The sequence below is a fragment of the Streptomyces sp. NBC_00122 genome (assembly GCF_045160845.1).
Classification (GTDB): Bacteria; Actinomycetota; Actinomycetes; order Streptomycetales; family Streptomycetaceae; genus Streptomyces.
In genome coordinates this window covers 5,407,530-5,425,626 of sequence record NZ_CP108191.1, presented here as the reverse complement: position 1 = coordinate 5,425,626, position 18,097 = coordinate 5,407,530, and the positions used below count along the sequence as shown (strand labels likewise).

Sequence of the window (18,097 nt, the reverse complement as noted above, 5' to 3'; positions counted from 1 at the left end):
CAAGGCGATCGCCGGCCGATCGCACGCAAGACCATGACCGACTCAGTGGGGGCAGGGCGTTGAGCAGCGTACGAGGCAAGAAGATTCTGGTCACCGGCGGAGCGGGCACCATCGGCTCGCACGTGGTGGACCTCCTGGTGGACAACGGGGCGCGCGAGATCGTGGTGCTCGACAACTTCGTGCGGGGGCGGGCCGCCAACCTGGCCCGCGCCCTGCCGAGCGGCGTGGTGGAGGTCGTCGAGGGCGACATCCGCGACGTGGCCGCGGTGCGCAAGGCGACGGAGGGCGCCGACCTGGTGTTCCACCTCGCCGCGATCCGCATCACCCAGTGCGCGGAGGAGCCCCGGCTGGCGAACGAGGTGCTGGTGGACGGCACGTTCAACGTGCTGGAGTCGGCGGCGGCCGCGGGAGTGGGCAAGGTGATCGCCTCGTCCTCGGCCTCGGTCTACGGGCTCGCCGATTCGTTCCCGACCACCGAGCGCCACCACCCGTACAACAACGACACCTTCTACGGGGCGGCGAAGGCCTTCAACGAGGGCGTGCTGCGCAGCTTCCACGCCATGTACGGGCTGGACTACGTCGCGCTGCGCTACTTCAACGTGTACGGGCCCCGGATGGACATCCACGGCCTGTACACCGAGGTGCTGATCCGCTGGATGGAGCGGATCTCCGCGGGTGAGCCGCCGCTGATCCTCGGTGACGGCATGCAGACCATGGACTTCGTGGACGTCAGGGACATCGCGAGGGCCAATCTGCTGGCCGCGGAGTCGGATCTGACCGACGAGGTGTTCAACATCGCCAGCGCGACCGAGACCAGCCTGCTCGACCTGGCGCTCGGGCTGCTGGAGGCGATGGGGGCGCAGGGGCTGGCGCCGGTGCACGGGCCGGCCCGCGCCGTGAACGGGGTGACCCGCCGTCTCGCGGACATCTCGCTGGCCACGAGCCGGCTCGGCTTCACCGCTGAGATCGACATGCGCCGGGGTCTGCGGGACCTGGTGGACTGGTGGCGGGCCGAGCGCGCCGCCGCGGCCGCCGCCGAGAAGGCCGGTCGATGAGCGGCGCGGACGCCGCCGCGGCCCGTGTCCCGGTCATGGTGCCGTGGCTGGGCGAGGAGGAGGCGAAGGCCGCCGCCGACGCGGTGCTCTCCGGCTGGGTCGCGCAGGGCCCCCGGGTCGCCGAGTTCGAGCGGGCCTTCGCGGAGCGGGTGGGCGCCGAGCACGGCATCGCGGTGAGTTCGTGCACCACCGCCCTGCACCTGGCCCTCATCGCGCTGGACCTGGGGCCGGGCGACGAGGTGATCGTCCCCTCCCTGTCGTTCATCGCCACGGCCAACGCGGTGCGGTACGTGGGCGCGCGGCCGGTGTTCGCCGACGTCGAGCAGGCCACCGGCAATCTGACCCCGGCCACCGTGGACGCGGTCCGCACGCCCCGGACGAAGGCGGTGCTCGCCGTCCACCAGGGCGGGGTGCCCGCGGACGTGCACGCGCTGCGCGCGGCGTGCGCGGAGTGGGACGTCGCCCTGGTGGAGGACGCCGCCTGCGGCATCGGCGCGACGGTGGGCGGCAAGTCCGTCGGCCACGGCGCGCTGCTCGCCGCCTGGTCGTTCCACCCCCGCAAGGTGATCACCACCGGCGAGGGCGGCATGCTGACCACGGACGACGCGCAGTGGGCGCAGCGGCTGCGGCGGCTGCGCGAACACGGCATGAACGTGTCCGCCGCGCAGCGGCACGCGAGCGCCAAGCCGATCGTCGAGAGCTACCTGGAGGTCGGCTACAACTACCGGATGACCGACATCCAGGCCGCGGTCGGCCTGGTGCAGCTGGGCAAGCTGGACGCGATCGTGGCCCGCCGGCGGGCGCTGGCCGCCCGGTACGCGGAGCTGCTGGGCGCGGTACCGGGCCTCACCCCGGTCACGGACCCCGGTCACGGTCAGGGCAACTTCCAGTCGTACTGGGTGCTGCTGGCCGAGGGCTTCCCGGTCGGCCGCGACGAGCTGCTCGCCGTGCTCTCCGCGGCCGGGATCTCGGCCCGGCGCGGGATCATGGCCTCGCACCTGGAGCCGGCGTACGCGGGACACGGCGCGGCGCCGCTGCCGGTGACCGAGCGGATCAGCCGCGACTCGCTGATCCTGCCGCTGTTCCACACCATGACCGAGGCCGAGCAGGACCGGGTGGTGGCGGTGCTCCGCGAACAGGCCGGCGGATGAGCGGGCCGTGGAACCGGGCCGACGATCTGCTGATCGTCGGCGCGGGCGGGTTCGCGCGGGAGACCGCCCAGGCGGTCCGGGACGCGTGCGCCGCGGACGCGGCGCACGGGCGCGCCCCGCGGTGGCGGCTCGCCGGGCACCTCGACGACGATCCGGCCCTGCACGGCCGCGAGGTCGACGGTGTGCCGGTGCTGGGCGGCTGCGACCTCGTGCACGACCTGGCGGCCGCCCAAGTCGTGGTCTGCGTGGGCAGTCCGCGCGACTACGCCGTACGGGCCCGCCTGGTACGGCGGCTGGGGCTGCCGACGAGCCGGTACGCGACGGTGGTCCACCCCACGGCGGCGGTGTCGGCGTCCTCGGTCCTCGGCGCGGGCTCGGTGCTGCTCGCGCACTGCGTGCTGACCGCCGCGGTCCGGGTCGGGTCCCACGTGGCGGTGATGCCGCAGGTGGTCCTCACCCACGACGACCGCGTCGGGGACTTCGCCACGCTCGCCTCGGGGGTCCGTCTCGGCGGCGGGGTGCGGCTCGGGCGCGGCGCCTATGTGGGTGCGGGATCGCTGGTCCGCGAGTACAGAGAGGTCGGCGCCTGGTCGCTGACCGGTATGGGAAGCACGGTCCTGGCCGATGTGCCGCCCGGCGAGGTCTGGGCCGGCAGCCCCGCCCGCCGGCTGCGGGCGGCGGACGGCCCGGCCCTCGACGAACTGCGGGCCGATGACGAACTGCGGGCCGATGGGGAGGGGACCGGCCGGTGGCCGGAGACACGGATGGGGAGTCACGTCGCATGAACCAGATACCGCTCGTCGACCTGAAGGCGGCGCACGCCGAGGTCGCCGATGAAGTACGCGCCGGATTCGACCGGGTGCTGGCCGGCACCGCCTTCATCGGCGGTGAGGAGGTCGCCGCCTTCGAGCGCGAGTACGCCGAGTTCGCCGGGGTCCGGCACTGCGTGGGCGTCGCCAACGGCACCGACGCCCTGGAACTGGCCCTGCGCGCCGGCGGGGTCGGGGTCGGCGACGAGGTGGTGCTGCCCGCCAACACCTTCATCGCCACCGCGGGCGCCACCGCCCGGATCGGGGCCCGCCCGGTGCTGGTCGACTGCCTCCCCGACAGTCTCCTGATGGATCCGCAGGCCGCGCTGGACGCGGTCGGGAAGGCCACCCGCGCGGTGGTCCCCGTCCACCTGTACGGACAGTGCGCCGACACCGCCGCCCTGGCCGCGCAGCTGCCGGCGCACGTCCGTGTCGTCGAGGACGCCGCGCAGAGCCAGGGCGCGACCCGCGAGGGCCGCTCCCCCGGCAGCGACGGGATCGCCGCGACCAGCTTCTACCCGGGCAAGAACCTGGGCGCCTACGGCGACGCGGGCGCGGTGGTGACCGACGACGAGGGGACGGCCGCCCTGGTGCGGGCGCTGGCCAACCACGGCGGCGTCGCCAAGTACCGGCACGACGTGGCCGGGTTCAACAGCCGGCTGGACGGTCTGCAGGCCGTGGTCCTGCGGGCGAAGCTGGCCCGGCTGGCCGACGGGAACGCGGCCCGCCGGGCCGCCGCCGACCGGTACGACGCCCTGCTGGCCGAACTCGCTGCGGCCGGCCGGGTCACCCTGCCGGTCACGGCGGCGGGCAACGTCCACGTGTGGCACCTGTACGTCGTACGGGTCGCCGGGGCGGACCGGGACGCCGTGGTCGGCAAGCTCAACGCGGAGGGCATCGGGGCGGGCGTGCACTATCCGGCCCCGGTCCACCTGACCCCCGCTTTCCGTCACCTCGGCCACGGTCGCGGCGACTTCCCCCACGCCGAGCGGGCCGCGGACGGGATGCTCTCCCTTCCGCTGTTCCCACAGATCACCGCTGCCCAACAGCAGCGGGTCGTCGACGCGCTCGCCAACGCCCTGCGCTGACGCAAGAAGAGGTACAGATGAACAGACGGAGAAGGCTCCTCCGGTACGGTCTCTTCACCGTGGTCGCCGCTCTCATGGCCACGGTCCTGCCGCCTTCCGTGGTGGCGAGTGCGGCCGACCCGTGCGGCCCGGGGACCAATGCGATCGTGTGCGAGAACTCCAAGCCGGGCACTCCCATGTCCGACTGGTTCGCACCCAGCGCCTACGGCGACATCAAGGGGTTCCCGGCCCAGAACAGCGTCCAGGCCGGCGAGAACGTGCAGTTCAAGATCCAGTCGCCGACCGCGTACCACGTCTCGGTCTACCGGCTCGGCCACTACGGGGGCGACGGGGCCCGCCTGATGTCGACCGCGGCCCAGGCGGCGCAGACGTACCCGGCGAACTTCGCGCAGGGCGGCAATCCCAAGAACTGTACGACCAAGGCCTCGACGGGTCTGGTCGACTGCGGGAACTGGCCGGTCACCGCGACGTGGACCGTCCCCGCCGACGCCGTCTCCGGCCTGTACATCGCCAACTTCGACCAGGCGGACGGCAACGGGGTGATGCCCTACCCGTTCGTCGTCCGCAACGACTCCAGCCACTCCGACATCGTCGTGCAGACCAGCGACCAGACCTGGCAGGCGTACAACAACTACGGCGGCCAGGACCTGTACGACGGCACCGGCCCCGCCCCGGACGGGCGTGCGTACGAGGTCAGTTACAACCGGCCGATGGACATCGGCGGGGAGAACGGGATCTACGGTTCCGAGTACCAGATGGTCGCGTGGCTGGAGCGCAACGGGTACGACGTGAGCTACATGTCCGGGATCGACATGTCGACCCGGGGTGCCACGCAGCTGCAGAACCACAAGGTCTTCATGTCCTCGGGGCACGACGAGTACTGGACCCAGGACCAGTTCACCAACGCGCTGAACGCGCGCCGCGCCGGGGTCAACCAGACCTACTTCAGCGGCAACGAGGTCTTCTGGAAGACCCGCCTCGCCCCGAGCATCGACGGCGCGAACACCGCCAACCGGACGCTGGTCTGCTACAAGGAGACCAAGCTGTCCTTCCCGGTGCCGAACGGCGTGCCCGACCCGAGCGGGATCTGGACGGGTACCTTCATGGACCCGGCCAGCGGAACCAACGGGCGGACCTACCGGCCGCAGAACCAGCTGACCGGCTCGCTGTTCAGCGTGAACGGCTACCGCGCCGACGCGATCACCGTGCCGGGCTCCTTCGCGAAGATGCGGCTGTGGCGGGGCACCACCGTCGCGGCCCTGACCCCCTCCCAGACCGCCACGTTCCCGGTCGGCACCCTCGGCTACGAATGGGACAGCGACGTGGAGGACGGCTACCGGCCGCCCGGGCAGATCGCGATGTCGTCGACCACGGTGGACATCACCGACGGCAAGCTGCGGCTCGACTACGGAAACACCTACGGCAACGGCACCGCGACGCACAGCCTGCTCGCCTTCCGCGACCAGACCTCCCACGCCCTGGTGTTCGGGGCGGGCACGGTGCAGTGGTCCTGGGGTCTGACGAACATGCCCACCGGCAATCCGGACGACGCGGTGGTCACCGAGGACAAGCGGATGCAGCAGGCCACGGTGAACGTGTTCGCCGACATGGGCGTCCAGCCGAAGTCCCTGCAGAGCAACCTGGTCGCCGCGACGGCCTCGACGGACGCCGTCGGCCCCGCCGTCACCGTGACCAGCCCGGCGGCGAACGCCACCGTGCCGGCCCTGAAGCCCGTGACCATCAAGGGAACGGCGACGGACACCGGCGGCGGGGTGGTGGCCCGCGTGGAGGTCTCCACCGACGGCGGGACCACCTGGAAGGCGACCACGGGCCTCGGCTCGTGGACGTACACGTGGACGCCCACCGCCCCGGGCGCGGCCCAGATCAAGGTGCGCGCGGTGGACGACAGCGTGAACATGGGCGCCACCACCACGGTGGCGCTGACCGTCGGTCCCCAGCAGTGCCCGTGCACCGTCTGGCCGGCGGCGACCGTGCCGGGCACGGTCAACGGCGGTGACGGCGGCGCGGTCGAGCTCGGCGTGAAGATCCGCTCGTCGGTGCCCGGTTCCATCACCGGCGTCCGCTTCTACAAGTCCCCCGCCAACACCGGCACCCACACCGGCAGCCTGTGGAGCAGCACCGGCCAGCGTCTGGCCACCGGCACCTTCACCAACGAGACGGCGTCCGGCTGGCAGCAGCTGAACTTCTCCTCCCCGGTGCCGATCAAGCCCAACACCACCTACATCGCCTCCTACTTCGCACCCCACGGCGGCTACTCCTACGACACCACCTTCGCCTCGTCCGACGCCGGTCTGGCCCCCCTCACCGCACTGAAGAGCGGCACCGACGGCGGCAACGGCGTCTACCGTTACAGCGCCACGGGCGGCTTCCCGAACAACGCGTCCTCGGGCAGCAACTACTGGGTGGACGCCGTCCTGGACACCGCCACGGCCAGCACGACGCCGCCCACGGTCACCGGCATCTCTCCGCAGTCCGCGGCGACCGGGACGGCGATCACGGCTTCGGCGACGGCGACCTTCAGCGGGGCCATCGACGCGGACACACTGGTGTTCACGGTGAAGGACTCCGGGGGCAACTCCGTACCGGGCGCCAAGGTGCTCGGGGCGTCGAACAGCGCCACCTTCACCCCGGCCGGCGAGCTCGCGCTGAGCACCACGTACACGGCGTCCGTGCAGGCCTCCGACCTGTGGGGCAACGCCATGGCCGCGCCGGTGACGTGGAACTTCACCACCAGTACGACACCGCCGACGGTCAACTGCCCCTGCACGCTGTGGACCGGCACGACGACCCCCAGCACCGCCAACGTGGGTGACGACACCAATTCGGTGGAGCTGGGCACCCGCTTCCAGTCGGCGGTGAACGGCTACATCACCGGCATCACCTTCTACAAGGGGCCGAACAACACCGGTACCCACACCGGCAGCCTCTGGGCCGCCGACGGCACCCTCCTGGCCACCGGCACCTTCGGCAGCGAAACGCTGACCGGCTGGCAGCAGCTCACGTTCGCCGCCCCCGTGCCGATCACCGCGGGAACCTCCTACGTGGCCTCCTACCACGCGCCGAACGGCAACTACTCGGTGGACGGCGGCTACTTCACGGCGGCGCACCGCTCCTACCCGCTGGTCGCCCCGGCCGACGGCGCGGGCGGGGCCAACGGCCTGTACAAGTACGGCGCGTCCGCCGCCTTCCCCACCCACACGTTCGGCTCGGTGAACTACTGGGTCGGCCCGATCTTCACCACCAGCCCGCCCGCGCTCGCCGAGTCGGCCACCGCCTCGGAGGTGGCCGGCCAGTGAGCACGGTCAGCGTGGTGATCCCCTGCTACAAGTACGGCCACTTCCTGGCCGACTGCGTCAAGAGCGTCCTGGACGAGCAGGAGGGCGTCGACGTCCGGGTCCTGATCATCGACGACGCCTCGCCCGACGACTCCGCGGACGTGGCACGGGCCCTGGCGGCGAAGGACCCGCGCATCGAGGTACGGGTCCACGAGCAGAACCAGGGCCACATCGCCACCTACAACGAGGGCCTCCTGGAATGGGCCGACGGGGACTACGTCGCCCTGCTCTCGGCGGACGACCGGCTCGTCCCCGGGGCCCTGGTGCGCGCCGCCGCCGTGCTCGACGCGCATCCGGAGGCGGGCTTCGCCTACGGCAGGCCGCTTCGCTTCCAGCACGGCGGGCCGCTGCCCGCGGCCCGTACGGAAGGCACCGGGTCGGTCGTCTACCCCGGGCACTGGTGGCTGGAGCGCCGGTTCCGGGAGGGGACGGGGTGCATCACCTCGCCCGAGGTGGTGGTGCGTACGAGTCTCCAGCGCAAGGTCGGGGGCTACGATCCGCAGCTCCCGCACGCCGGCGACATCGAGATGTGGATGCGGCTCGCGGCGCACGCCGACGTGGGCTACGTCCGCGGGGCCGACCAGGCCTTCTACCGCGTCCACGGCGACAACATGTCCACCACGGACTTCGGCGGGCAGCTGGACGACCTGCGCCAGCGCCTCGTCGCCTTCGACTCCGTGCTGGAGAAGTGCGGCGGGCTGCTCCCGGAGGCCGACCGGCTGTCGGTGGCGGCGCGCACCCGGCTCGCCCGGTACGCGCTGCGGCGCGCCTACCGGGCCTACGACCGGGGGCGCACCGGGGTCGTTCCGGTCGACGAGCTCGTGGAGTTCGCCGCCGAGTGCCTGCCCGGCGGCTACAGCGGGCTCGGCGAGTACCGGGCGCTGCGCCTGCGCCGGCGGATCGGGGCACGGGTGATGCCGTACCTCCAGCCGCTGGTGCTGTCGGCCGTCGCCGACCGGGGGCGCGAGTGGCTGTGGTGGCGGTCCTGGAAGCGCCGAGGGATCTGATGAACCGTCTGTTCCATTCAGCTGCTCGCCCGTCGGGACCGACGGGCGAGCAGCTGGTCGGTCCACAGGGCCGCCGGCACTCCGGCCACCAGGGCCAGCAGCGCCAGCCCGGCCAGTCCACGGCTCTTGGTGCCGGTCTGCGCCACGGAGTTCGGCGGCACCAGGAGGGTGATGCTCATCCGCGCCGCCTCCGGTATGCCCTGCTGCGTCTGCAGATCCGTCAAGTGCTTCGTGTAGACCTCGATGATCTTCTGCACGGTGGCGTCGGCGGCGGCCGGCCCGGGCTGCTCGGCCTGGATCTGCAGGGAGGGGATCAGGTAGCGCGGGGTCACGCTGGTGCCGCTGTTGCGCGGGATCAGCCGGTAGGTGCCCTCGACCCCCGCGACGCGCAGCTCGTCGGCTCCGGCGGGCGACTCCAGCTGGCGTACGGCCGCGTAGGAGACTGCGGCGAGCGGCGGCTGGAGATTGGCGAGCTGGTTCGGCTGGGTACCGGTCACCGGGGGTTTGAGCACGACGATCGCCGAGCTCAGGTACGTGGGGCTGGGGCGCAGCACCTGCTGGGCTCCGGGCACCGCCAGCGCCATCGCCACGACCAGGACGTACCAGCGCCGGCGCAGAGCACGGACCAACTCACCAGGCGACACACGATTCCTTCCGTTCCCCACGTCGTGAGCGATCCTGTCAGGACACGTGTCGGCGCGCCATCAAATCCGGTACCTCTCGGGGGCGTTCGTGACCATCGGTGAAATACTCGCGGTGCTGCGGCGCCGCTGGTACGTGATGGTGCCGATGGTGCTGATCGGGGTGCTCGCGGCCGGCCACCTGTACCGGTCGGTGCCGGTGTCGTACCAGTCGCAGAGTTCGGTGGCGCTGATCGATTCCAAGGCGGTGGCCGAGCTGGCCCCCGCGTTCGGCAATCCCATCGCCAACGCGGGCGGGACGCTGGTCGTGACCGCGGACGTGCTGATCAGGACCCTGTCGGGGGCGGACGCGGCACGCGACCTGCACGGCCTCGGGGTGACGGACCCCTACACGGTCTCCTTCGCCGCGAACGCGTCGGGCCCGACGCTCACGCTGACCGTCACGGGCACCGACCGGGAGAAGGTCCTGCGGGAGACCAACATCCTCACCGGTTTCGCCGGGGAGCAGCTGGGCGCACTGCAGGCGGCGGCCAAGGTCGAGCCCGCGTACTTCGTGCAGACCACGCCCGTGGTGCTGCCGCAGATCCCGCGGCCCCAGCTCAAGACCCGCTACCAGCAGGTGCTGAGCGTCCTCATCCTCTGCACCACGGCCGGGTTCGCGCTGTCCTTCGTGACCGAGACGCTGGTGGTGGCGGTGCGCCGCAGGCGCGCGGACGGAACCGCCGACCGGGGGCGCGGGTGGCGTGCCCGCAGGCGGGCCCTGGGGCGTCAGCTGGACGCGGTCACGCTGCTCACCGGCTATCTGGCGCTGGCCTTCTTCATCCCGTCGAACCTGACGCTGCCGGGGATGGGCGGTGTGGGGACGCCGGCCAACGTGTTCGCGCTGCTGGGCCTGTTCTGGTACCTGGCGGCGTGGATCACGAGCCGGATCAGGCCCGCCCCGGGCACCCGGCTGCCCCGGGTGGTGATGTGCCTGCTGGCGGTCGCGGTGCTGGCCTCGTACCTGGCGAACGCGACCCGGGGCGCCTCCCGCAAGGAGGTCCTCGGGGCGGACCGGGGACTGATCGGGCTGCTGGTGTGGGTGTCCCTGGTGGTGCTGGTCTCCGCGGCCGTCCAGGACCGGGCCCGGCTCGACGTGCTGCTGCGCCGGGCCGTGGTGATGGCGTCGGTGGTGGCCGCCATCGGCTACTACGACTTCTTCGCCGCCACGAACATCGCCGACCAGATCAGCATCCCCGGGCTCTCGTCGAGCGTCCCCCAGCTCGCCGCCATGGACCGGGGCGCCTTCACCCGGCCCCGCTCCACCACGGCGCACCCCCTGGAGTTCGGCGGGATGCTCGCCCTGCTGCTGCCGTTCGCCATCCAGCAGGCCTTCGATCCGGTGCGGGCGCACCTGAAGTGGTGGCGCCGCTGGGCGCCGGTGGTGCTGGTGGGCGGCTCGCTGCCGCTGACGGTGTCGCGGACGTCGATCATCGGGGCGCTGATCGTGGTGCTGGTGATGGTGCCGCGGTGGAAGCCGCAGCGGCGGTGGACCGCGATCGGTCTGCTGCTGGGTTCGGTGGCCTGCTTCAAGGTGATCGTCCCCGGGCTGATCGGGACCATCACCACCCTGTTCGGGTCCTTCTTCGCCAACTCCGACAGCAGCACCCAGGCCCGTACGGTCAAGTACAGCGCGATCGTCCCCTATCTGGAGGGGCGGCCCCTGTTCGGGCAGGGTCTGGGGACCTTCATCCCCGAGCTCTACTTCTTCACCGACAACCAGTACATGCTGACGCTGGCGGAGATGGGCCTGCTCGGGCTGGTCGCCCTCCTGGCCCTCTTCCTGACCGGGATCCACCAGGGCGGCGCCATCCGCCGGCTGGCCCTCGACGAGTCCGACCGGGAGCTCGGGCAGGCGTTCTTCGCCTCCGCCCTCGTCGCCCTGGTCAGCAGCGCCACCTTCGACGCCCTCAGCTTCCCGATGTTCGCGGGGATGTTCTTCCTGACGATCGCCGCCGGAGGCAGTTACCTCGGCTTCATCCGGCGCGCGGCGCCGCAGCCACCCACCCTGGAGTCCTCATGCGGTTCGACAGCCCAGTCCCCCGCCCCCCGGCCGGCGGTACCGGTCCCGTAGCCGTCGTCGTCGTCACCTGGAACAGCGCCGCGGTGCTCCCGGGGTTCCTCTCCTCCCTGCCGGAGGCCATGACGGGGCTCGACTGGCGGCTCGTGGTCGCCGACAACGATTCGGCCGACGACACCGTGGAGGTGATCCGCTCGCTGGCCCCGGACGCGACGATCGTCCAGACCGGCCGCAACGCCGGGTACGCGGCCGGGGTGAACGCGGCCCTCGCGGCCGCCGCCGGCTGGGAGGACGGGCCCCGGGCGGCTCTCGTCTGCAACCCGGACATCCGGATGCGGCGGGGCTGCGCCAAGCTGCTCGTGGACGGGCTCGGCACGCCCCTGGGCGACGGCGACCGTGTCGGGATCAGCGTGCCGCTGCTGTACGAGGAGGACGGCCGCACCCTCGTGCACTCGCTGCGCCGGGAGTCGAGCGTGACGCGCGCCCTCGGCGAGGCCGTCATCGGCAACCGCCGGGCCGGGCGCTTCCCCCACCTGAGCGAGCTGGTCACCGACTCCGCCGCGTACGAGCGGCCCACGTACGCGGACTGGGCGACCGGAGCCCTGATGGCCCTGTCGGCGGACTGCCTCGCCGCCTGCGGCCCGTGGGACGAATCCTTCTTCCTCTACTCGGAGGAGACGGAGTACTGCCTGCGGGCCCGGGACCGCGGCTTCGCGACCCGCCTGGAGCCGGCGGCCTCGGCCACCCATCTCGGCGGGGACTCGCGGGTCTCGCCGCGCCTGTGGACCCTGCTGACGCTGAACCGCGTACGGCTCTACGAGCGCCGGCACGGCCCGGTGGCGACGGCGGCCTTCCGGGCCGCCGTCCTGCTCCGGGAGACCTCGCGGGGCGCGCTCGGCCGCCCGGCCAGCCGTGCGGCCGCGGCCGCACTCGCCAGGCCGGGCGCCCTGCGCGGCACGCCGGGGCCCTGACCGCTAGCTTTCGCCGCGGGGGCGGCAGACCATGGCGACGAAGTCGTGCCCCACTTCCGGAAGTGCCGCGTCCTCCGCGGCGAAGCACTCCTCCAGCAGGGCCAGCGTCTCCGGCTCCTGGTCCCGGAAGTTGTGCGCGATCCCGGAGAACGCGATGTGCAGCACCGTGCCCCCGTACGGCCGTTCCTCGACGACCTCGAAATGGCGTCGCAGGCCCGGCAGCAGCGAAGCCGCGTCGACCGCCTCCGAGGGGTCGTCCAGCACCATCGACAGCTTGCTGGGCCGTACGACGCGGCGCTTGATCCGGCCGTCCGCCAGGCGCCGCCGCTCCTCGGGGAGCCGGGCCAGCAGCGCGTTCGCCGCCTCCAGCTGGCCGTCGGTCCACTGGAAGCGGGTGGGGCCGACGAACTCGTCGATCACGAACGTCCCGCCGGGCTCGATCAGCTGCGACAGCCTCGGCAGGGTTTCGCCGAGGTTGTCGAAGTGGTGCAGTGACTGCAGGCCCAGCAGCACGTCGAAGCGTTCCCCGTCGCTGGTCATCCGGTTGACGTCGGTGACCCGGAAGCGCAGCACGTCGGCGAGGCCCTCGTCGACGGCGGACCGGGTGGCGAAGTCGATGCGCTGCTGCGCCACGTCCACGCCCTCCAGGAGGCCGAACACGCCGGTCTTCGCCCAGAGCAGTTCGTTGCCGCCGGTGCCGCACCCGAGGGAGAGGCCGCGCAGGTCGGTGCGCGGCGCGAAGTGCTCGGCGGCCACGTACTGGGGATAGGAGGTCTCGGCGTCGCCGGTCATCAGCAGGTTCCAGCGCTTGATGACGCCCGGGATCGCCCACCACTCGGTCAGCGACGGGTCGACCTGGGACCAGTGCTGCACCACGCGCGCACCGCCGCGCACCCGCAGCTTGGCCAGCACCGGGTCGAGTTCCAGCTTCCGCACCTTGCGCAGCAGCCGGTCCGCGTCGTGTCGGTTGATCAGGTTGTTCAGCATGCGCGCTCCGTTCGTACGGCTGTCAGCGACTTCGTGACACCGAGCACCCGCTCGCTGAGGAGCACCGACCCGGGGAACAGGTAGCTCATTTCGGCGCGGCTCAGCAGCTCGATGTTGACCACGGCGTTCATCGCCGACTCCGGGCTGTCGGGACGGCTGTGGACGAGCGGCCAGTGCCGTACCAGACGTGTCCTGGCGGCGAGCGGCAGGAACTGGAAGCCGGGTGCGACGAAGTGCGGCTCGACCGGGAAGTAGCGGTACGGCGTCTGGATCCAGTGCAGCGGCGCCAGTTGCTCGACGGCGGCGACGAACCGCCGGCGCTGGCTGTGGCCGCCCACGTGCTCGATAGTCGAGTTGGAGAAGACCAGGTCGTAGCCGCCGTGGTCGCTCAGTTCGGCGGCGACCGCCGGGTCGGTGACGTCGGCGATCTCCGCGGTGATCCAGTCGGGCAGTTCGGCGGGGTGCTCCTCCAGGTTGATCAGGTGGACGTGCTTGGCGCGCACGGGTGCGCGCAGCCACATCTCGGCCGTCCCGCCCAGGTCCACGACGCGCATGTTCTCGATGCCGGGGAAGCAGCGCTGGAAACGCTCCCAGCGGGCGATGCGCAGTCGTTCGCCCAGTGAGCCGGGTGCGTCGACGAACTTGTTTCGGAGGGCCCGGGATCGGGGCATCGGATCAACCACCTGTGGTCGGAGCGGAAGAGAGGCGGGCCTCAACTGGACTGTTGCCATTGCGTGTAGAAGCTCGCCGGGTTCATGAGGTATCGGACGGTGGGGTGCGGCACGTGGCGCACCCGGTACCGGCGGCCGTACCGGCGGATCAGCTCCCAGTCCTCGCGGGGCAGCACCTCCGGTGTCCGGCGCAGACGGCTGAAGTGCAGGGAGCGGTTGCGGCGGGCGACGAAGGCGTTGGTGTCCAGGAAGGCCTCGCGGGCGGCGCGGCGCCGGTCGAAGGGCACCGACAGGACGTCCTGCTCGCTGCCGTCGGGCAGGACGCGGCGCAGCGCCGTGTAGACGGCGTCGGGCCCGTCGGCAGGCTCCAGGACCGCCAGCGTCCGTTCCAGGTGGTCGGGTTCCCACAGGTTGTCGTCGTCCAGGAACGCCACGTACCGCGAGCGGGTGAGGCGGATACCCACGTTGCGCACGACGCCCGCCACACCGGTGTTGTGCGCCAGCGACACGGCGAACAGCCGTGGGTCCTCGGGGAGCGCCGACAGTCCGGCGCCGTCGTCGACCACGATCACGACCTGGTCCCGGACGGTCTGGTCCAGGGCCGAACGCACCGCGGCACGCAGCTCCTCGGGGCGCCGGTGGGTGGCGATCACCGTGGCGACCAGCGCCGAGGGCGGCGACGCCAGGACGCGGGCCAGCCGCCGGGTCTCGGCGTCCTCGGTCCGGCGCAGCCGCACCGCGGTGGGGGCCAGCAGGACCTTGTTCCTGGCCTCGAAGAGCACCAGCCAGCCGAACAGGGCCTTGAGCAGGGTCCATGGTGCCCGCGCGACTGCCCGCGCGAGACCGCGCACGAGGCCGCTCACGGGGCCGGCTCGGGTTCGATCGGGCGGCCGTCGGACATCCGGTTGTTCCGCCACACGTTTCCGGGGCCGCTGTGGTTCCAGTGGGCGACCACGCCGTATCCGCCGGCGGCGGGGTGGTACTCCGTCGAGAAGACGTTGTCGGTGACCTTGATCCCGGTGGCGCCGGTGCTGCCGCCGTAGAGGGCGTACGCGCCGCCGGCCACCCAGTTGTTGTCCACGGTGACGTTGCGGACCACTCCGGTGTCCGCGAACAGGCCGATGCTCCCCGAGGCGCCCTCCTTGAGGCCGGTCGGGTTCAGCAGGGTGTTGTGGCGGATGATCAGCTCCCCGGTGTTGCCGCCGCCGCTGATCACCGTGTTGGTGTGCTGCCACTCGCCGCCCAGGTTCACGAACGGGACGATGTCGTGCACGTAGTTGTCGTGCAGGTTGCCCTGCCCCATGGACAGCGCGTCGCCGAACACCGAGACGTCGCACCAGCCGACCTCGATGGAGCTGCCCCCCATGTTCGACACCGCGTAGTCCACGCCGCCGTTGTCCGGTCCCTTGCCGGGCACCGCCGTGATGGTGGAGTGCAGGACCCGCAGGCCGCTGAAACCGGGGCGCAGGTTGATGCCCCACCAGCTGTCCGAGGTGATCTTGCTGTCGATGACGGTGACGTCGTTCGCGTAGATGTCGAGCGAGCCGGTGATGTCCCAGCCCCGGATGACGAGCCCGTTCTCACGGACGGCCATGTACCCGGTGTTGTGGGGCGTGAGGGGGATCCGCGGACCGGTGGTGGAGGCGTCGGGGAAGCCGCAGGCGCTGAAGGAGGCGCAGGCGGCCTTGGCGGCGGGTGTGCCGGACGGACTGCCGGCGCCCGCCGTCGCGGTGGGCTCCGCCGTCGGGGACGCGGAGGCGGCGGGGCTGCCCGTCGCCCGGCCGTCCGCGGTCGGCGGACCGGCGCTCGGTGACGTCGCCGGGGACCCGCTCGCGGGGCAGGTCCGCGCGGCGTCCGGGCAGTCCGGCAGCGCGGACCGGTCGCGTCCCGAGCAGGCCACGCCCATGACCGCCAGGAGGGCCAAGAGCAGCAGCCCCGCGAGCGGGTTTCGGCTGATGCGCCGTGACATCGGGTTCACCTCGTGTCCTGTCGGGTGGGCCGGGCCGGTTCGGGCGACCGGCGCCGGCCGCGGTGGGGCCGTTCGCCGCGGTCGACGCCGCGCAGGAAGCCGCGGCTGGGCAGTACGCACACCGTGTAGCCGGCCAGGGCTGTCGCGGCGGTGGCCAGGAGCGCGGGCAGGCCGTCGCCGAACCGGCGCTCCAGGCCCAGGATGACCGCGGCCATCACGGCCCCGCCGAGGAAGGGCCACGCGCAGGCCCTGGCGATCCGGCCGACACCGATGCCACCGCGGCTGAGGGCGTACAGGAACACGGGCACCACCAGGCCGCCGGCGACCAGGACGTGGGCCTGTGAGGCTCCGACGATGCCGTTCAGGCGGGCGCCGGCGAGGAGCACCGGGATCAGGGCTGCCAGCCACAGGCCCTGCACCAGGAAGAGCGACCGGCGCTGTCCGATCGCGACGAGGCAGTCGTAGGCGAGTTCACTGCCGATGCGGATCAGGCCGAGGGCCATCAGCCAGGGCAGGGCCGCGGCGGCGGGAGCCCACCGGCTCCCGTAGATCAGCTCGATGGCCGGCCCCGCGAAGCCGGCCAGCAGCACGCACAGCGGGACGGTGCCGGTGATCACCACGCCCAGGGCGCGGCTGAAGCCCTGGGCCAGCGCCTGCGGCGAGTCGGCCAGACGGGAGAAGCCGGCGAAGGCGACCCTGCGGGCGGCCTCGGAGATGATCCTCACGGGCCAGCCGGAGATGTTGAAGGCGAGTACGTAGAAGCCCAGGGCCACGTTGCCCAGCGTCGCGCCGACCACCATGGTGTCGACGTTGACCACCGCGAGGGCCAGCATGCTCGCCCCTGCGAGCGGAAGCCCGAACCCGAGCAGCGCCCGGGCCTGCGCGGGGTCCCAGCCGAATTTCAGGGTGCCCGGTGCAGCCATCCGGCAGCCGATCAGCGTCACGACGTTCCCCGCCACGGCTCCCCAGGCGAAGCTCATCGCGCCCCAGCCCTCGAAGGCCAGCAGCAGCGTCACCGAGGTGCTGAGCACGAAGTTGAGTCCGTCGATGATCATCCGCTTGCCCTGGGCGAACTCCCGGGTGAGGAAGCCCCCGGGCACCTGTGCCACCCCGTCGATCACCACGCACAGACACATCACCCGCAGGACTCCGGAAGCCTCGGGTGAGCCCAGGACACCGGCGACGGCCGGGGCGGCCGCGAACAGGGCCGTGTACAGCAGGCAGCTGGACAGCGCGCTGAGCGTGAGGACGGTCGGGGCGAAGCGGCGCGGATCTCCCTCCCAGCGCACGATCGCGAGCGACACGCCGAGTTCGTTGGCGGAGAGCAGGACGAGCAGGACCGTCTGGGCGATCCCGTACACGCCCCAGGCCTCCGGCCCGAGGAAGAAGCGGGCGAGGATGATCCCGGTGGCGAAGTTGCCGAGGCGCATCACGACCGTGTTGACCAGGCTCCACCTGGCCGCGACGCCGACCTTGCGCCCCAGCGCGGGGGGCGCGGGGGCGGTGTGCTCGTCCGTGACGGAGCCGGTCGCTCCGGAGCCCGTCACTTCGGTCCGGCCGGGGCGTCGGCCGCCGGCTGGTGGACCTGATGGACCTTCATGTGCAGGGTGTCCGACGGGTCGCGGGTGTCGTCCGCGGCCGGTCCGGCCTCCCCGCCGTGGCCGCCTTCGCCGGGCCCGTCGCCCTTGTCCTCACCGGGTTCGGGCCGATGTCGGCCGGGGCCCCGCCTTGTGCGGGCCTCCACGAAGAAGGTGGCGACCAGGCTGAGTACGAAGCCCAGCGCGCCCGCCATGACGATGAACTGGATCCGGGACTTGGTCTGGGCCTCCGGCTCCTGGGGCGGCACGATCGTGGCCATCCTGATCATCGCCTCGGGCCGCACCGACTGCTGGGTCTGGAACTCGTCCAGCCTCTTCTGCGCGTAGGCGGTGAGGATCTCGTCCGACTTGAGGACGGCCGCCCGGTCGGTTCCGGTCACGGTCAGCCACATGAAGGGGCCCAGGGCGTTGTCGGCGATCTTCGCTTCGTGCGTACCGGTGAGGCCCAGGGCCTTGAGGTCGGCGACGGCCCCGTCGGAGTTCAGGTTGCGGGCGAGGCCGTCGGCCATCCCGGTGAGGGAGGTCTGGGTGCTCAGGAAGGGGTTGCCGTCGAAGGCCTCCGTGGCCTTCTTCGAGTTCAGGAGGGTCACCGTGCTCTGCGACTGGTACTGCACCGGGACGAGGAAGTGCACGGCGGCGGCCAGCGCCGCCGTGATCACCAGCCCGGGTATCAGCACGTACCAGCGCCTGCGCATGACCCGCCAGATTTCGGCGAGATCCAAGGTCTTCCCCTTC

Annotated in this window: 15 protein-coding genes; 8 read left to right on the top strand and 7 right to left on the bottom strand. The window is 72.0% G+C overall.

The window, feature by feature from the left end; translation table 11 throughout:
* Positions 1–59 precede the first annotated feature (59 nt).
* From OG737_RS25090 to OG737_RS25065, 6 genes are read left to right on the top strand one after another with little or no spacing between them, the layout of a single operon-like run.
* A complete protein-coding gene (locus OG737_RS25090; RefSeq protein ID WP_405922003.1) occupies positions 60–1,055 on the top strand; it encodes an NAD-dependent epimerase/dehydratase family protein in 996 nt (331 codons plus the stop codon).
* Positions 1,052–2,206, top strand: a complete 1,155-nt coding sequence (locus tag OG737_RS25085; RefSeq protein WP_328928409.1) for a DegT/DnrJ/EryC1/StrS family aminotransferase — start codon at positions 1,052–1,054, stop codon at positions 2,204–2,206. The genes OG737_RS25090 and OG737_RS25085 overlap by 4 nt, the downstream gene beginning before the upstream one ends.
* Positions 2,203–2,991 (top strand): NeuD/PglB/VioB family sugar acetyltransferase, encoded by a 789-nt coding sequence (locus OG737_RS25080; RefSeq protein WP_405922002.1) that lies wholly within the window; start codon positions 2,203–2,205, stop codon positions 2,989–2,991. Before OG737_RS25085 ends, OG737_RS25080 begins: the two co-directional genes overlap by 4 nt.
* On the top strand, positions 2,988–4,103 hold the full coding sequence (locus tag OG737_RS25075; RefSeq protein ID WP_328928407.1) for a DegT/DnrJ/EryC1/StrS family aminotransferase: 1,116 nt from the start codon (positions 2,988–2,990) through the stop codon (positions 4,101–4,103). Before OG737_RS25080 ends, OG737_RS25075 begins: the two co-directional genes overlap by 4 nt.
* Positions 4,104–4,120: 17 nt before the next feature.
* On the top strand, positions 4,121–7,420 hold the full coding sequence (locus tag OG737_RS25070) for a DUF4082 domain-containing protein (RefSeq protein ID WP_405922001.1): 3,300 nt from the start codon (positions 4,121–4,123) through the stop codon (positions 7,418–7,420).
* Positions 7,417–8,466 carry a glycosyltransferase gene (locus tag OG737_RS25065; protein WP_405922000.1) on the top strand — a complete coding sequence of 350 codons (1,050 nt, stop codon included), beginning with the start codon at positions 7,417–7,419 and terminating at the stop codon, positions 8,464–8,466. The genes OG737_RS25070 and OG737_RS25065 overlap by 4 nt, the downstream gene beginning before the upstream one ends.
* 17 nt (positions 8,467–8,483) lie before the next feature.
* Here the strand turns inward: OG737_RS25065 and OG737_RS25060 are convergent, their stop codons facing one another.
* Positions 8,484–9,095, bottom strand: a complete 612-nt coding sequence (locus OG737_RS25060; protein WP_405921999.1) for a hypothetical protein — start codon at positions 9,093–9,095, stop codon at positions 8,484–8,486.
* A gap of 103 nt (positions 9,096–9,198) precedes the next feature.
* Here OG737_RS25060 and OG737_RS25055 point away from each other — a divergent pair, with 103 nt between their 5' ends.
* Positions 9,199–11,220, top strand: a complete 2,022-nt coding sequence (locus tag OG737_RS25055; RefSeq protein ID WP_405921998.1) for an O-antigen ligase family protein — start codon at positions 9,199–9,201, stop codon at positions 11,218–11,220.
* Positions 11,166–12,137: a glycosyltransferase gene (locus OG737_RS25050; protein ID WP_405921997.1), complete on the top strand. Its 972-nt coding sequence runs from the start codon at positions 11,166–11,168 to the stop codon at positions 12,135–12,137. Before OG737_RS25055 ends, OG737_RS25050 begins: the two co-directional genes overlap by 55 nt.
* A 3-nt stretch (positions 12,138–12,140) precedes the next feature.
* On the opposite strand, the gene OG737_RS25045 is transcribed toward OG737_RS25050, so the two are convergent.
* The 6 genes from OG737_RS25045 to OG737_RS25020 are packed head-to-tail and all read right to left on the bottom strand — an operon-like array spanning position 12,141 to position 18,084.
* Positions 12,141–13,124 (bottom strand): class I SAM-dependent methyltransferase, encoded by a 984-nt coding sequence (locus OG737_RS25045; RefSeq protein ID WP_405921996.1) that lies wholly within the window; start codon positions 13,122–13,124, stop codon positions 12,141–12,143.
* A complete protein-coding gene (locus OG737_RS25040; RefSeq protein WP_328928400.1) occupies positions 13,118–13,795 on the bottom strand; it encodes a class I SAM-dependent methyltransferase in 678 nt (225 codons plus the stop codon). The genes OG737_RS25045 and OG737_RS25040 overlap by 7 nt, the downstream gene beginning before the upstream one ends.
* 41 nt (positions 13,796–13,836) lie before the next feature.
* A complete protein-coding gene (locus OG737_RS25035) occupies positions 13,837–14,658 on the bottom strand; it encodes a glycosyltransferase family 2 protein (RefSeq protein ID WP_405921995.1) in 822 nt (273 codons plus the stop codon).
* The gene (locus tag OG737_RS25030; RefSeq protein ID WP_405921994.1) at positions 14,655–15,764 is read right to left on the bottom strand and encodes a hypothetical protein; all 1,110 of its coding nucleotides are present in this window, start codon (positions 15,762–15,764) and stop codon (positions 14,655–14,657) included. The genes OG737_RS25035 and OG737_RS25030 overlap by 4 nt, the downstream gene beginning before the upstream one ends.
* A gap of 5 nt (positions 15,765–15,769) precedes the next feature.
* A complete protein-coding gene (locus OG737_RS25025) occupies positions 15,770–17,311 on the bottom strand; it encodes an oligosaccharide flippase family protein (RefSeq protein WP_405921993.1) in 1,542 nt (513 codons plus the stop codon).
* Positions 17,308–18,084 (bottom strand): Wzz/FepE/Etk N-terminal domain-containing protein, encoded by a 777-nt coding sequence (locus OG737_RS25020; RefSeq protein WP_328928396.1) that lies wholly within the window; start codon positions 18,082–18,084, stop codon positions 17,308–17,310. The genes OG737_RS25025 and OG737_RS25020 overlap by 4 nt, the downstream gene beginning before the upstream one ends.
* Between the last annotated feature and the right edge of the window lie 13 nt (positions 18,085–18,097).

Excerpts from the sequence above, each read along its gene's own strand:
- OG737_RS25080 (WP_405922002.1), top strand. The coding sequence starts at position 2,203 with ATGAGCGGGCCGTGGAACCGGGCCGACGATCTGCTGATCGTCGGCGCG.
- OG737_RS25030 (WP_405921994.1), bottom strand. The coding sequence starts at position 15,764 with ATGTCACGGCGCATCAGCCGAAACCCGCTCGCGGGGCTGCTGCTCTTG.
- OG737_RS25050 (WP_405921997.1), top strand. The coding sequence starts at position 11,166 with ATGCGGTTCGACAGCCCAGTCCCCCGCCCCCCGGCCGGCGGTACCGGT.
- OG737_RS25045 (WP_405921996.1), bottom strand. The coding sequence starts at position 13,124 with ATGCTGAACAACCTGATCAACCGACACGACGCGGACCGGCTGCTGCGC.
- OG737_RS25070 (WP_405922001.1), top strand. The coding sequence starts at position 4,121 with ATGAACAGACGGAGAAGGCTCCTCCGGTACGGTCTCTTCACCGTGGTC.
- OG737_RS25075 (WP_328928407.1), top strand. The coding sequence starts at position 2,988 with ATGAACCAGATACCGCTCGTCGACCTGAAGGCGGCGCACGCCGAGGTC.
- OG737_RS25040 (WP_328928400.1), bottom strand. The coding sequence starts at position 13,795 with ATGCCCCGATCCCGGGCCCTCCGAAACAAGTTCGTCGACGCACCCGGC.
- OG737_RS25085 (WP_328928409.1), top strand. The coding sequence starts at position 1,052 with ATGAGCGGCGCGGACGCCGCCGCGGCCCGTGTCCCGGTCATGGTGCCG.